The sequence below is a fragment of the Streptomyces sp. NPDC087859 genome, from assembly GCF_044742595.1.
Classification (GTDB): Bacteria; Actinomycetota; Actinomycetes; order Streptomycetales; family Streptomycetaceae; genus Streptomyces; species Streptomyces canus_F.
Map to the genome: position 1 here is coordinate 252,668 of NZ_JBIUUU010000003.1, position 12,342 is coordinate 265,009.

The window sequence follows — 12,342 nt, forward strand, 5'->3', positions numbered from 1 at the left end:
TTCTCCGTGTCCGTCTCCCGCATCGTTCGCCGCATCGCTTCCCCGAAGAAGGCCATCACCACCGTCGCGATGGCCGCCGCCACCGCTGGTCTGGTGCTGACCGCGGCGCCCGCTCAGGCGGCCACCAGCTCCTCGGCCGCCGAGGCCAAGTCCATCGCGCGTCAGATGATCCCGAACGCCGCCCAGTACAACGCGTTCAGCAAGATCGTCGAGCACGAGAGCGGCTGGGATGTCGACGCCACCAACGCCTCCTCCGGCGCCTACGGCCTGGTCCAGGCCCTGCCGGGCTCCAAGATGGCCTCCGCCGGTTCCGACTGGAAGACCAGCGCCGAGACCCAGATCGAGTGGGGCCTGAAGTACATGAACGAGCGCTACGGCAGCCCGACCGGCGCCTGGGCGTTCTGGCAGGCCAACGGCTGGTACTGAGCCGACTGACAGCAGACTGACGTACGAAGGCGGCGGCTCCCTCCACGAGGGGGCCGCCGCCTTCGTCGTTCAGCGAGCGCTCATGGTCCACTGGGCCGGTGAGCACAGAGACTGAGGAGCCCACGGAGTCCGACCCCGAGGACCGCGGGCTCCGCCTGGTGCCGGTACTGCTCGCGCTGACCCTGGTCAGCGGTCTGATCGACGCCGTCAGCTATCTCGGCCTCGGGCACGTCTTCACGGCGAACATGACCGGCAACGTGGTGGTGCTGGGCTTCGCCGCGGCCGGCGCCCCCGGCTTCTCGGTGCCGCACACCGTGACCTCGCTCGCCTCGTTCCTGGTGGGCGCGGTGGTGGGCGGCCGGACCGCCGTACGTCTCGGCCGTGGCTCCCGCCGCAGGTGGGCCCGGCTCACCCTCGCCGCGGAGGCGGCCCTGCTGGGCGCGTCCGCGGTGGTCGCCTTCGTCGCGCCCGACGACACGGCCACCGTCTACACCCTCATCGCGGTCACGGCCTTCGCGATGGGGCTGCGCAACGCCACGGTCCGCAGACTCGGCGTCCCCGACATCACGACCACCGTCCTCACCATGACCCTGACGGGCCTCGCCGCGGACTCCCGCGCGGGCGGCGGACCGGGGACCCGCTCCCCCCGCCGTTCGGCCGCGGTCGTCGCGATGGTGGTGGGCGCCGCGCTCGGGGCGTGGCTGGTGCTCCACCACGGGCTGGGCATCCCGCTGCTGGTCACGGCCGTACTGGTGGGGGTACTGGCGGTGGTGGCGTCGGGGCGGGAGTAGGAAGGGGCCGTCTCGTCCGGGGACCGGCTCAGCGCCACCGCGGCGGAATGTTCGCCAGCTGCCGCAGCAGGTCCCAGCCCTCGCTCTTGCGCTTGCGCTCCGCCGACGGACTGCGCCACGGGGCGCCCTGCCCCACCCAGTAGCCGCGGTAGCCCCGCACACCCAGGACGCTGTTGTCCCCGACGTCGGACTCGTTGCCGCAGCACGAGCAGATCTCCGCCGTGGGCCAGCCGTCCTCCCAGAACACCTCGTAGCCGTCATGGCCACAGACCCGGCAGACGGTCTCCGTCTCGTTCCCCATGCGAGGACCATATGCGGGAGCCCTTATTCGGGCGACGATATTTGGTTGAGGCGGAACCCCGGGTGACCGAGCATTCGTACGATGTCCCGCGAACTCCTCCCTTACGACCTCACCTGGCCCGACGTCGACCCCCGGCGTCACCCCTTCGACAGCGATGACGCGCTCGATGTCGTCCGGAGCCTGGGCGCCGCGAGCCGGACCCCCGTCCGTCCGGCCAGGAAGCGCACCTCCCACCCCGACGAAGCCGCCGCGGAGTACGCCAGGCTCTGCCACTGGTCCCACACCGAAGGCTGGGCCTGGGCCGAGGCCATGACCGAGGAGCTCGTCGCGTGGTACGGCCACTGGAGCACCGGCTGGCGCTGGGCCCTCGACGAAGGCGACCTCGGCGGCGGACCGGTCGGCTCCTGGTGCTGCACCCTGCACTCGATCACCACCCCCGAGGAGACCCTCGAACGGGTCGCCGCCTCGCTGTGCGAATGGCGGGACTGGCTGGAGTACCTGGACCGTCGCTTCGACGCCCATCCCCTGGCCGGCCTCTCCGCCGAGGACCGCCGGGACGCCTGGGAGCGCGCCACCCACCACCTGATCGTCCAGGTCCTGGACCGCACGGGCTCCGGAGACGCCTGGTACGGCCACTGCCGTCAGGTCCTGACCTGGTTCCTCACCCGCTGGGAGGTGCCCCCGGACACCGCCGACACCCTGGTCGAGGAGGCGATCGGCGGCCGCTTCGAGAGCTGGACCGCACCGGAGGCGAAGCTGCTGACCGACGTGGCGCGGCAGCTCGCCGGCGCACTGGAGCCCGGCACCGAGCCCCCGGCCGACGTCGAGACCTACCGGTACACGTCCGCCCACCTCCAGACCTACCTCGACGAACGCCTGACGTAGCCGGACAGCCGCCGAAACCGAACGAACGCCGTGGACGGACGACCGCCGTATGAGCACCCCCGCCCCCGACCACCTCCGCACCTGGCTCACCCTCCGCGCCACCATCCCCTGGCACCGAGCCCGCACCGCCCCCCACCCCGTCACCCCCGCCCGGGACGGCGCCGCCCACGACATCCGCACCCACGACCACGCCCGCTCCCCGCAGCGCGCCGAACGCCTCCTCGCCGCCCTCACCCGGGCCCGCGCCGACGCGGCCGCCGCGGCACCCCTGGATTTCGCCCTGCTCGCCGGCTGGCAGCGCCACGTCCTGGGCACCCCCGAGCCCCCGCCCTTCCGCAGCGACCCGGCCCACGCCAAGTCCGGCCGTGAGCGCTACGGCACCGGCCCGGACCTCCCCGCTCTCCTCGAGGCCTGCCTCGCCGAGACCCAGGACCAGGCCGCCGATCCGGCACTCCCCCTCACCGCCCGGGCCGCCCGCGCCTACCTCGACGTCTGCTTCTTCCACCCCTTCGACGACGGCAACGCCCGCTCCGCGTTCCTCACCCTGACCTTCGTCCTGGCCCGGGCCGGCGTCTCCCTCGACCAGGTCGGCCCCGTACGCCGGATCCGCCGCCGCGCCGACGACCCCGAGGGCGCCCTCGCACTCGCCGACCTGCTGGCCGTCCTCATCACGGCCGCAGCGGGTCGACGGGCACCCGGTGATCCGGCTTGCCGTCCTTCGCCAGCATCGAGTGACCGTCGGCCACCGCGCGGTACAGCCTGATCCCGGAGTCGCCCCGCACGTCGTCGAGGGTCCAGACCCGCCCCCCGTGCTCCACGGAACGCCGGGAGAAGACCTCCAGCGCATGCTCGGCCGCCCCCTCGTCCACGACCTCCTCGGCCACACCGGCCATGTACACCGCCTGCCCGGTACTGATCGGCACCGACGAGTCGAAGACCGAGATCCCCACCTCGGGCCGTACCGCGATGTTCCGTGAATGGGTGACCTCCGGCGAGGACACCCAGAAGAACTCCCGATACCCCTCGTGCGCGAAGTAGACGGGAGAACCCCACGGCCGCCCGTCCGCGTCGGCGGTGGCCAGCACCATGTACCGGTTCCCGTCGACGATCCCCCGCGCGATCTCACCGCGCCCCGTCACCGAGTCCTCCGGTAGACGAGCCCGAAGTCCCGTTCCCACGGCTCCGATTCCCCCTTGGCCAGTTCCCAGGCACCCCGGATGACATCACCTTCCACCCGCCCGAGGAACCGCTGCCGGAAGGACAGCGCCGAGAAGTCCGGCGTCTCGCGCAGCAGCCGCCACTCCTCGCCGTCGAAGCTCATCGCATACGTCCGTACGACACCGCGCGTGTCGAAGTAGTGGTACGTGTACGCCCCCGACTCCGGATCGGCGGCGATGATCGCCATGCTGTCCGGCGCCCCCTCGACCGGGATCTCGGTCCGCTGCACCAGAAACCGCCCGTCCAGATCCCACGCGAACACACACCGCGCGGGCGGCCCGTCCGCCCCGGGAAGATCGGCCTCCACCGCCCACTCCCCGACCAGCACGCCCAGCCGATCCAACGCTTCCTGCCCCGCCGATCCGCCCATCGCGGACACCTCCTCCTCGCCTCTACCGACAGTGATGACCGCGGCGGCGGAAAAAACTCATCGGCCGGTCGGGCGGTCGGCCGGGGGATGCGGATCAGTCGTCGTTCTCGGTCCGGCTGCGCGCGAGCTCCCGCTCTTCGCTCCAGTCGTCCGCCAGGAGCCTGTCCGGCACGGACCGTGGCGTCCGCCGGTGGCGGGCGACGGCCAAGCCCTCCAGGATGTCGAGTGAGTTGCGCTTCATGGCCACGGCGCCTCGCCGGCACGCGAAGGATCTCCAGCGGAACCGTTGCTGTGCGCCACCCGGATCCGGGCATGCGGGTAGCGCTCGATGAGCCCTCCGCCGACCGGATCACTCCCCCGCCCCCTCCGGTCCACCCCCACCCCGTCCTTCAACACACAGTCGCGGACGCCCCGCATTCGAACCACACGACCTTCCCGCCCCCGGCCACCCCCGTCACACCCCATTTGTCGACGACCGCCTCCAGGAGCAGCAGCCCACGACCCCCTTCCGCGTCCAGCGACAACTCGTCACGTGGTACCGGACGTTGAACACACCCGTCCGCCACCTCCACCCGCACCCCGGCCACCTGACGCAGCACCACCACCTCGCACCGCCGACCCGGAACATGCCGTACGACATTGGCGACCAGCTCCGTCACCCCGAGCTCCACGGCGTCGGTCAGCCCGGCCAGTTCCCAGTCGGTGAGCAGCGAGCGGACGATACGGCGGATGTACCGGACCGAGTGTTCGCCCACGGTGAGGCGCATGCGGTACTGGGTGGAGAGGGGACCCAGGAGGATGGGGGGAAAGTATGCGTTCACGGTACGAGCCTGAACTGGCGCGACTACGCTGGGCTACAGGTCGAACACAACCAGCTCTGCAGTGGGGGCAGTTCGTGACGCACATCAACGTCCTCGACCCGGGGGCCTCGCCGCTCGATTACTACGGCTTCGAGTTGCGGCGACTGCGGGAGGCGGCTGGGCTGAGCCAGAAACAGCTCGGGGACATCCTGAACTACACCGGGTCCCTGATCGGCCAGATCGAGACAGCGAGGAAGGTGCCGACGCCGGAGTTCAGCGTGCGGGCGGACGCGGCGCTGGGGTCCGACGGGTTGCTGACGCGGCTCGTCGAGCTGGTGTTGCGCAGTCAACTCCCGGCGTGGTTCAGGCAGGTTGCCGAGCTGGAAGCGCGGGCGACCGAGATCTGCACGTTCCAGACCCACATGATCCATGGCCTCCTCCAGACCGAGCAATACGTACGAGGGGTGCTCGGCGTCCTGGACCAGAACGACCTCGACGATCGCACCGCCGTGCGGCTGGCCCGTCAACGCATCTTCGAAAAGCAGGGCCCGCCCGTCTGCTGGATGGTCGTCAGCGAGGCCGCTCTGTACCAGGAGATCGGCGACCGGGAAACCATGCGAGGCCAACTGACCCACTTGTTGTCGTTCGAGCACCGCTCTCGAATCAACATCCAGGTACTGCCGTTCTCGGCGGGAGCACACGCAGGGCTCCAAGGCTCGTTCAACCTCTACCGCTTCGCGAGCGATCCGACCATCGTCTACACCGAGGGGTACGCCAGCGGGCATCCGACCGCGAATCCGGACACCGTCCAGGACTGCTCGCTCCGTTACGATCATCTCCGGGCCGCCGCGCTCTCCTTGAAGGACTCGGCGGAACTGATCCGGCGAGTGATGGAGGAACGCTATGGAAAGCCAGACTGAGTGGCGTAAGTCCAGCTACAGCGGCGACCAAGGCGGCGACTGCGTAGAGATCGCCGCAGCCCCCGCCACCATCGCCATCGCCATCGCCATCCGCGACTCAAAGAACCCGACGGGACCGATCCTCACCATCGCCCCCGCCACCTTCCACCACTTCGTGTCCTGGAGCGGCGCTACACCTGCGGTGTGACGACACCCCCCGCCTTCGCCGCCTGGTGCGCTCTCCACTCCTTGCGGAAGAGATACGCACGCAGGACGGCGATCGCCAGGAACAGCAGCCCGAAGCCGCCCCTGCCCAAGCCCCCTACCTGGACGAACCAGTAGAAGCAAGCGCCGGCCATGGTGAGGCAGATGCCGATGACCAGCGGTTCGCGGAGGTAGAAGGGCAGGACGCGGAGGATGAGGTTGAGAAACATCGGGCAAGTTGATCAGGCCACGTCAACCTCTGTCGAGCTCATATCCGCTGGATGATCGTGCCGGTGGCGAGGCCACCCCCCGCACACATCGTCACCAGCGCGAACTCCTTGTCCACACGCTCCAGTTCATGAAGCGCGGTGGCGATGAGCCGGGCCCCGGTCGCGCCGACCGGATGCCCGAGCGCGATCGCGCCGCCGTTCACGTTCACCTTCTCCAGGTCCTGCTCGAAGACCTGCGCCCAGCTCAACACCACGGACGCGAAGGCCTCGTTGATCTCGACGAGGTCGATGTCCTTGAGGGACATCCCGGCCTTCCCGAGCACCGCCTTGGTCGCGTCGATCGGTCCGTCGAGGTGGAAGTGCGGGTCGGCGCCGACCAGGGCCTGGGCGACGATCCGGGCGCGCGGACGCAGCTTCAGCGCGCGCGCCATCCGCTTCGAGGCCCACATGATCGCCGCCGCGCCGTCGCTGATCTGGGACGAGTTGCCCGCCGTGTGGATGGCGGTGGGCATGACGGACTTCAGGCCCGCCAGCGCCTCCATGGAGGTGTCGCGCAGCCCCTCGTCCCGGTCCACCAGCCGCCACATGCCCTGCCCGGCGTGCTGTTCGTCCTCCGTCGTCGGCACCTGCACGGCGAACGTCTCGCGTTTGAAGCGCTCCTCGCTCCAGGCGGCAGCGGCCCGCTCCTGCGAGATGAGGCCCAGCGAGTCGACGTTCTCCCTCGTCAGCCCCCGATGGCGGGCGATCCGTTCCGCCGCCTCGAACTGGTTGGGGAGGTCGACGTTCCACTCGTCGGGGAACGGCTTGCCCGGTCCGTGCTTGGAACCGGACCCGAGCGGCACCCGCGACATCGCCTCGACTCCGCAGGAGATGCCGACGTCGATGACGCCCGCCGCGATGAGGTTCGCCGTCATGTGCGAGGCCTGCTGCGAAGAGCCGCACTGACAGTCGACGGTCGTCGCCGCCGTCTCGTACGGCAGGCCCATCGTCAGCCAGGCCGTGCGCGCGGGGTTCATGGACTGCTCGCCGGCGTGGGTCACCGTGCCGCCGACGATCTGCTCGACGCAGTCGGCGGGGATGCCGGTGCGGCCGAGGAGTTCACGGTAGGTCTCGCCCAGCAGGTAGGCGGGGTGGAGGTTGGCGAGCGCGCCGCCGCGCCTGCCGATGGGGGTGCGTACGGCTTCGACGATCACGGGTTCCGCGGCCATGGGGAGTTCCTCTCCTCCGTACCCGCGCGGCGCGGGGGCGTCCCGGCCCGGCCCGCCACGCGGAACTAGTACGTGTTCTAGTTCCACACGCAGTCTGCTGACACCGAGTCCATCCCCGCAAGAGTCGTGCACGCCTCTTGCTACTTCTAGAACCGGTTACTACGTTCACGACACGAACTGATGGACCGTCAGAAGACTGCCGGAACACGGCTGGAGCTGCCCATGACCTGTCCAGCGCTCCCCGACGGGTTCGACCTCACCGACCCCGACATGCTGCAACAGCGCGTACCACTACCGGAGTTCGCCGAACTGCGCCGGACGGAACCGGTCCACTGGATCGCCCAGTCGGACAATGTCGCCGGTTTCCAGGACGAGGGCTACTGGGCCGTCACCCGCCACGAGGACGTCAAGTTCGTCTCCACGCACCCCGAGCTCTTCTCGTCCATGCTCAACACGGCGATCATCCGCTTCAACGAGCGCATCGAGCGCGACGCCATCGACGCCCAGCGGCTCATCATCCTCAACATGGACCCGCCGGAGCACACCCGTGTCCGCCAGATCGTCCAGCGCGGCTTCACCCCGCGCTCGATCCGGGCCCTGGAGGACACCCTGCGCGCCCGGGCGCAGGGCATCGTCCAGAACGCCCTCGCACAAGAGGGCTCCTTCGACTTCGTCACCCAGGTCGCCTGCGAACTCCCCCTCCAGGCCATCGCCGAGCTGATCGGCATCCCGCAGGAGGACCGCCTCAAGATCTTCGAGTGGTCGAACCGGATGATCTCGTACGACGATCCCGAGTACGCGATCACCGAGGAGGTCGGCCAGGAGGCGGCGATGGAGGTCATCGCCTACGCCATGAACATGGCCGCCGACCGCAAGAAGTGCCCGGCGAAGGACATCGTGACCACGCTGGTGGCGGCGGAGAACGAGGGCAACCTGGGCTCGGACGAGTTCGGCATGTTCGTCCTCGCGCTCGCGGTCGCGGGCAACGAGACCACCCGCAACGCGATCAGCCACGGCATGCACGCCTTCCTGACCCACCCCGACCAGTGGGAGCTGTTCAAGCGCGAGCGCCCGGCGACGACCGCGGAGGAGATCGTCCGCTGGGCGACCCCGGTGGTCAGCTTCCAGCGCACGGCCACGCAGGACACGGAACTCGGCGGCAAGAAGATCAAGCAGGGCGACCGGGTGGGCATCTTCTACGCCTCGGCCAACCACGACCCGGACGTCTTCGAGAATCCGGACGCCTTCGACATCACCCGCGACCCCAACCCCCACCTCGGTTTCGGAGGCGGCGGCCCGCACTTCTGCCTCGGCAAGTCCCTGGCCGTCATGGAGATCAACCTGATCTTCAACGCCATAGCCGACGCCATGCCCGGCCTCCATCTGACCGGCGACCCCCGCCGACTGCGCTCCGCGTGGATCAACGGCGTGAAGGAACTCCAGGTGAGCGTGGGCTGACCGCACCACCCCCTACTCGGGCCGACGGCTTCCCGGCGCCGTCGGCCCGTTCAGAGACCCGGGGGAGGCAGCGAGCACCCCACCCCTACGTCCCGCTCCTGCCTCCCCCGAGGCCCGCCGCCACGGGCTCCTCCTTGGCGCCGGCCGCCACCGCCACCGTCGTACGCGCCCTCGGCCCCTGGAAGAGATACGCCAGCCCGAAGCCGCCGCCCACCACCAGCGCGCCGCCCACCGCGTCCAGGACCCAGTGGTTGCCCGTCGCCACGATCGCCGTCACCGTGAACAGCGGATGCAGCAGGCCCAGGGCCTTCAGCCACCACTTCGGGGCGACGATCGCGATGACCAGACCGCACCACAGCGACCAGCCGAAGTGCAGGGACGGCATCGCGGCGTACTGGTTCGTCAGGGCGGTCAGCGTGCCGTAGTCCGGCTTGGAGAAGTCCTGGACGCCGTGAACCGTGTCGATGATGCCCAGCGACGGCATGAGCCGGGGCGGGGCCAACGGGTAGAGCCAGAAGCCGACCAGGGCCAGCAGCGTCGCGAAGCCCAGCGACGCGCGGGCCCAGCGGTAGTCCACCGGGCGCCGCCAGTACAGGACCGCCAGCACCGACAGCGGCACCACGAAGTGGAAGGACGTGTAGTAGAAGTCGAAGAAGTCGCGCAGCCAGGCGACCTTGACCACCGCGTGGTTGGCCCAGTGCTCGATGTCGATGTGCAGCCAGCGCTCCATGTCGAGGATCTGCTGCCCGTGCGCCTCCGCCCGCGCCCGGCCCTCCGAGTTGCTGCCGCCGGTCGCCGCCAGCCGCACCTTCTGGTACGCCGCGTACGTCACCCGGATCAGCAGGAGTTCGAGGAGCAGGTTCGGGCGGGTCAGCACCCGCTTCAGGAACGGCAGCAGCGGCACCCGCCGGAAGCGGGTCGGGACCGGCTCGGCGTACTCCGCGGGAATCGCTGTCTGGTAGTACGGCGAGGTTCGGGACAGGAACGGGATCAGCGTGGCCGCCGCGAGCGCCGCCAGCAGCACGATGTTGTCGCGCAAGGGGTACAGCGACGCCATGTTCGGCAGCATCATCTTCGTCGGCAGCGTCATCACCAGCACCACCGCCACCGGCCACACATACCGGTCCGACGCCCGCTTCCCGACCCGCCCGACCACCGCGAGCAGCACCCACAGCAGCTGGTGCTGCCAGGTCGTCGGCGAGACCAGGATCGCCGCGCAGCCCGTGATCGCGACCGCGAGCAGCAACTGCCCGTCGTGGGCGTAGCGCACCGCCCGGCGCAGGGCCAGCACCGCCACCGCCGCGCCCAGCACGAGGAACAGGGCGATCTCCGGCGGCCCGGACAGGCCCGCCCGCAGCAGCGCGCCGTGCAGCGACTGGTTGGCGAGACCGTCCGCCGCGCCGCCGAGCCCGGTGCCCGCCACGTGGTGGACCCAGTAGGTGTACGAGTCGTGCGGCATCGCCAGCCACGCGAGCGCCGTGCACGCGGCGAACGTCACGCCGGCCGACAGCCCGGCCAGGCGCCGGCCCGTGAGCCACAGCAGCGGCGCGAACAGCAGCACCGTCGGCTGGAGCGCCGCGGCCACGCCGATCAGTACGCCGCCCGCTCGTTGCCCGCGGACGACGAAGCAGCCCAACAGCACCAGGAGCACCGGCATGATGCTCGTCTGGCCGAGGTACAGCGTGTTGCGGACCGGCAGCGACAGCATCAGCAGACTGATCGCGACCGGCGCGGCCAGCAGCGACGTACGTCTGTTCACCGGATGAGGAAGCGCCCGCGCGGCGACGAGGCCGAGAGCGACGACCAGGAGCAGCGTGCCGAAGGTCCAGCCCCAGCCGAGAGCCTGCTCGGCGGCACGTGTCAACGGCTTCAGAACAAGCCCCCCGAAAGGGGTACCGGTGAACAGGGTCGAGTCGTACAGCGAGCCCTTCACGTGCAGGACGCCGTCCGGGCCGACCCAGGTCTCCAGATCGGTCAGCCGCTCCCCGTCGGGGGTGCTCAGGACGACGGCCACCTGCCGGATCGCGAGTATCGCGGCGATCAGCCACAGTCCCAGGCGGGCCACACGCACGCGTGCCCGTACCGTCTCGGCGTCCGTCGCTCCGCTGTGTTCCGCATTCGCCACGCCTCGTAGGCCTCCCGCCCCGTTTTCCCACGCATTGGATGCGTGGGGGCTGCTTTGCGCACCTTAATCAAGGCTCGCGTCACCCCCGGAGAGAGACGCAGGCTGCCCCCGCCTCACCTGACGTCCGTCATGCTTTTGTCCGAATGACGATAGTCCGCGACCGGTCGCTCCGCCTCGCCGGGCGCGACGTGGATCACTTACGGCGCCGGACGGAACGGAACCGTATGCTCCCGCCGTACTACCGTCTGAAGCCGTCGACGGTACGGCGGAGGGGTCTGGGGAAATGGTCGGTTTCCTACGAGGGCGGGCGCGTCGGCGCGTGTTCTCGGTCGTTCTGGCGTTACTCGCCACCCAGATCGGCTCGCTCGTCGCCCCGGCCTACGCGTGCGGCTGCGGCGCCCTGATCCCGGACACCGCCCGGCGGGTCGGCGTGTCGCGCGAGGTGTCCGTCGTGCGCTGGGACGGCGCCCAGGAACAGATCGTGATGCGGCTGACGGTGGCCGGCGACAGCGACCGGGCCGCCTGGGTCATGCCGGTACCCCGCCGGGCGACCGTCAGGCTCGGCGATCCGGCCCTCTTCGACGAACTGGACGCGGCCACCGCGCCGGTGCACCGCACGCGCCACCACTTCTGGCCCCAGGACGGCGACTGGCCGCTCGTCTCCGGCGACGGCGGCCCCGACACCGGCGCCCCGCCACCGGGCGCCGGAGTCGGCGCCGAGCCGCCCGTGAGCGTGGTCGGCCGCCAGAAGCTCGGCCCCTTCGACGTGGCCCGGCTGACCGCGACCGACCCGGACGCACTCGGCAGCTGGCTGAACGCCAACGGCTTCGCCCTCCCGCCCCGCCTCGGCACCGCGCTCGAGCCCTACGTCCAGGACCGCTGGGAGTACGTGGCGGTGCGCCTGGCCCCCGAGACCTCCGGCACCGCCCTGAGCGGCGCCCTGGACCCGCTCCACCTCACCTTCTCCGCCGACGAGCCGGTCTACCCGATGCGGCTGTCCCGCCTCGCGCGGACCCCGCAGTCGCTGGGCCTGTACGTCCTGGCCCCGCACCGCATGGAGCCCGCCTCCGGGATCGGCGGGGAGCGGCCCCGGGTCACCTTCGCCGGCCGGGTGAGCGCGAAGTCCGGCCCGCTCGCCGAGCTGGCGCGGGGCACACCGTTCCTGACCGCCGTGGGCCAGGAGTTCCCGGCCCCGGCCCTGATCGACGGCGACCACCTGCTGCGCCGGACGGCGTCCGACACCACGTTCCAGCAGGTGGTCTACGAGGACCGGCTGCGGACGGTGGCCGGGGTCCCGGCATGGCTGCTGACGGTCGTCGGCGGTCTCGCGCTGCTCGTCACGGCCGCGGTCCTGCTCGCCGTACGGCGCTCCCGGCGCCCGGTGATCCCGCCCAAGCCGCTGCACCCACCCGCACCGGTCAACTAGC

16 protein-coding genes are annotated in these 12,342 nt (G+C 70.6%); 8 read left to right on the top strand and 8 right to left on the bottom strand.

Features of this window, described 5'->3' with window-relative positions:
- Positions 1–6: 6 nt before the first annotated feature.
- Positions 7–426: a transglycosylase SLT domain-containing protein gene (locus ACIOHP_RS08495; protein ID WP_361540053.1), complete on the top strand. Its 420-nt coding sequence runs from the start codon at positions 7–9 to the stop codon at positions 424–426.
- 98 nt (positions 427–524) lie between these two features.
- On the top strand, positions 525–1,217 hold the full coding sequence (locus ACIOHP_RS08500) for a YoaK family protein (RefSeq protein WP_361540056.1): 693 nt from the start codon (positions 525–527) through the stop codon (positions 1,215–1,217).
- A gap of 28 nt (positions 1,218–1,245) precedes the next feature.
- Here ACIOHP_RS08500 and ACIOHP_RS08505 read toward each other — a convergent pair whose 3' ends face one another.
- A complete protein-coding gene (locus tag ACIOHP_RS08505) occupies positions 1,246–1,518 on the bottom strand; it encodes a hypothetical protein (RefSeq protein ID WP_361540059.1) in 273 nt (90 codons plus the stop codon).
- An 81-nt stretch (positions 1,519–1,599) separates the two neighbouring features.
- Here ACIOHP_RS08505 and ACIOHP_RS08510 point away from each other — a divergent pair, with 81 nt between their 5' ends.
- Positions 1,600–2,403 carry a hypothetical protein gene (locus ACIOHP_RS08510; protein ID WP_401884582.1) on the top strand — a complete coding sequence of 268 codons (804 nt, stop codon included), beginning with the start codon at positions 1,600–1,602 and terminating at the stop codon, positions 2,401–2,403.
- Positions 2,404–2,452: 49 nt separating this feature from the next.
- The gene (locus tag ACIOHP_RS08515; RefSeq protein WP_401884586.1) at positions 2,453–3,166 is read left to right on the top strand and encodes a Fic family protein; all 714 of its coding nucleotides are present in this window, start codon (positions 2,453–2,455) and stop codon (positions 3,164–3,166) included.
- Here the strand turns inward: ACIOHP_RS08515 and ACIOHP_RS08520 are convergent.
- The 4 genes from ACIOHP_RS08520 to ACIOHP_RS08535 all read right to left on the bottom strand — a co-directional run bounded on the left by ACIOHP_RS08520 (position 3,072) and on the right by ACIOHP_RS08535 (position 4,812).
- Positions 3,072–3,542, bottom strand: a complete 471-nt coding sequence (locus ACIOHP_RS08520) for a pyridoxamine 5'-phosphate oxidase family protein (RefSeq protein WP_401884590.1) — start codon at positions 3,540–3,542, stop codon at positions 3,072–3,074. The genes ACIOHP_RS08515 and ACIOHP_RS08520 overlap by 95 nt on opposite strands.
- Positions 3,539–3,991, bottom strand: a complete 453-nt coding sequence (locus ACIOHP_RS08525; RefSeq protein ID WP_401884592.1) for a hypothetical protein — start codon at positions 3,989–3,991, stop codon at positions 3,539–3,541. The genes ACIOHP_RS08520 and ACIOHP_RS08525 overlap by 4 nt, the downstream gene beginning before the upstream one ends.
- Positions 3,992–4,085: 94 nt before the next feature.
- The gene (locus ACIOHP_RS08530) at positions 4,086–4,232 is read right to left on the bottom strand and encodes a hypothetical protein (RefSeq protein WP_401884595.1); all 147 of its coding nucleotides are present in this window, start codon (positions 4,230–4,232) and stop codon (positions 4,086–4,088) included.
- Positions 4,233–4,380: 148 nt separating this feature from the next.
- Entirely contained in the window at positions 4,381–4,812 is a 432-nt protein-coding gene (locus tag ACIOHP_RS08535; RefSeq protein ID WP_401884597.1) for an ATP-binding protein, read from the bottom strand.
- A 74-nt stretch (positions 4,813–4,886) separates the two neighbouring features.
- On the opposite strand from ACIOHP_RS08535, the gene ACIOHP_RS08540 reads away from it, so the two are divergent.
- Positions 4,887–5,711 carry a helix-turn-helix domain-containing protein gene (locus ACIOHP_RS08540; protein WP_401884600.1) on the top strand — a complete coding sequence of 275 codons (825 nt, stop codon included), beginning with the start codon at positions 4,887–4,889 and terminating at the stop codon, positions 5,709–5,711.
- Entirely contained in the window at positions 5,695–5,898 is a 204-nt protein-coding gene (locus ACIOHP_RS08545; protein WP_401884602.1) for a DUF397 domain-containing protein, read from the top strand. The genes ACIOHP_RS08540 and ACIOHP_RS08545 overlap by 17 nt, the downstream gene beginning before the upstream one ends.
- On the opposite strand, the gene ACIOHP_RS08550 is transcribed toward ACIOHP_RS08545, so the two are convergent.
- Together ACIOHP_RS08550 and ACIOHP_RS08555 are read right to left on the bottom strand one after the other, a co-directional pair.
- Positions 5,882–6,124 carry a hypothetical protein gene (locus ACIOHP_RS08550; RefSeq protein WP_361477529.1) on the bottom strand — a complete coding sequence of 81 codons (243 nt, stop codon included), beginning with the start codon at positions 6,122–6,124 and terminating at the stop codon, positions 5,882–5,884. The two genes, ACIOHP_RS08545 and ACIOHP_RS08550, sit on opposite strands and share 17 nt — an antisense overlap.
- A 38-nt stretch (positions 6,125–6,162) precedes the next feature.
- Positions 6,163–7,332, bottom strand: coding sequence for a steroid 3-ketoacyl-CoA thiolase (locus ACIOHP_RS08555; protein WP_401884606.1), 1,170 nt, complete (start codon positions 7,330–7,332; stop codon positions 6,163–6,165).
- A gap of 222 nt (positions 7,333–7,554) precedes the next feature.
- On the opposite strand from ACIOHP_RS08555, the gene ACIOHP_RS08560 reads away from it, so the two are divergent.
- Positions 7,555–8,790, top strand: a complete 1,236-nt coding sequence (locus ACIOHP_RS08560) for a cytochrome P450 (RefSeq protein ID WP_361540089.1) — start codon at positions 7,555–7,557, stop codon at positions 8,788–8,790.
- A gap of 85 nt (positions 8,791–8,875) precedes the next feature.
- Here the strand turns inward: ACIOHP_RS08560 and ACIOHP_RS08565 are convergent, their stop codons facing one another.
- Complete coding sequence (locus tag ACIOHP_RS08565) at positions 8,876–10,915, bottom strand: bifunctional glycosyltransferase 87/phosphatase PAP2 family protein (RefSeq protein ID WP_401884610.1); 2,040 nt, start codon at positions 10,913–10,915, stop codon at positions 8,876–8,878.
- Positions 10,916–11,198: 283 nt separating this feature from the next.
- Here ACIOHP_RS08565 and ACIOHP_RS08570 point away from each other — a divergent pair, with 283 nt between their 5' ends.
- Positions 11,199–12,341, top strand: a complete 1,143-nt coding sequence (locus tag ACIOHP_RS08570) for a DUF2330 domain-containing protein (RefSeq protein ID WP_401884612.1) — start codon at positions 11,199–11,201, stop codon at positions 12,339–12,341.
- Position 12,342: the final 1 nt, after the last annotated feature.

Excerpts from the sequence above, each read along its gene's own strand:
- ACIOHP_RS08505 (WP_361540059.1), bottom strand. The coding sequence starts at position 1,518 with ATGGGGAACGAGACGGAGACCGTCTGCCGGGTCTGTGGCCATGACGGC.
- ACIOHP_RS08510 (WP_401884582.1), top strand. The coding sequence starts at position 1,600 with ATGTCCCGCGAACTCCTCCCTTACGACCTCACCTGGCCCGACGTCGAC.
- ACIOHP_RS08515 (WP_401884586.1), top strand. The coding sequence starts at position 2,453 with ATGAGCACCCCCGCCCCCGACCACCTCCGCACCTGGCTCACCCTCCGC.
- ACIOHP_RS08525 (WP_401884592.1), bottom strand. The coding sequence starts at position 3,991 with ATGGGCGGATCGGCGGGGCAGGAAGCGTTGGATCGGCTGGGCGTGCTG.
- ACIOHP_RS08530 (WP_401884595.1), bottom strand. The coding sequence starts at position 4,232 with ATGAAGCGCAACTCACTCGACATCCTGGAGGGCTTGGCCGTCGCCCGC.
- ACIOHP_RS08545 (WP_401884602.1), top strand. The coding sequence starts at position 5,695 with ATGGAAAGCCAGACTGAGTGGCGTAAGTCCAGCTACAGCGGCGACCAA.
- ACIOHP_RS08550 (WP_361477529.1), bottom strand. The coding sequence starts at position 6,124 with ATGTTTCTCAACCTCATCCTCCGCGTCCTGCCCTTCTACCTCCGCGAA.
- ACIOHP_RS08555 (WP_401884606.1), bottom strand. The coding sequence starts at position 7,332 with ATGGCCGCGGAACCCGTGATCGTCGAAGCCGTACGCACCCCCATCGGC.
- ACIOHP_RS08560 (WP_361540089.1), top strand. The coding sequence starts at position 7,555 with ATGACCTGTCCAGCGCTCCCCGACGGGTTCGACCTCACCGACCCCGAC.
- ACIOHP_RS08570 (WP_401884612.1), top strand. The coding sequence starts at position 11,199 with ATGGTCGGTTTCCTACGAGGGCGGGCGCGTCGGCGCGTGTTCTCGGTC.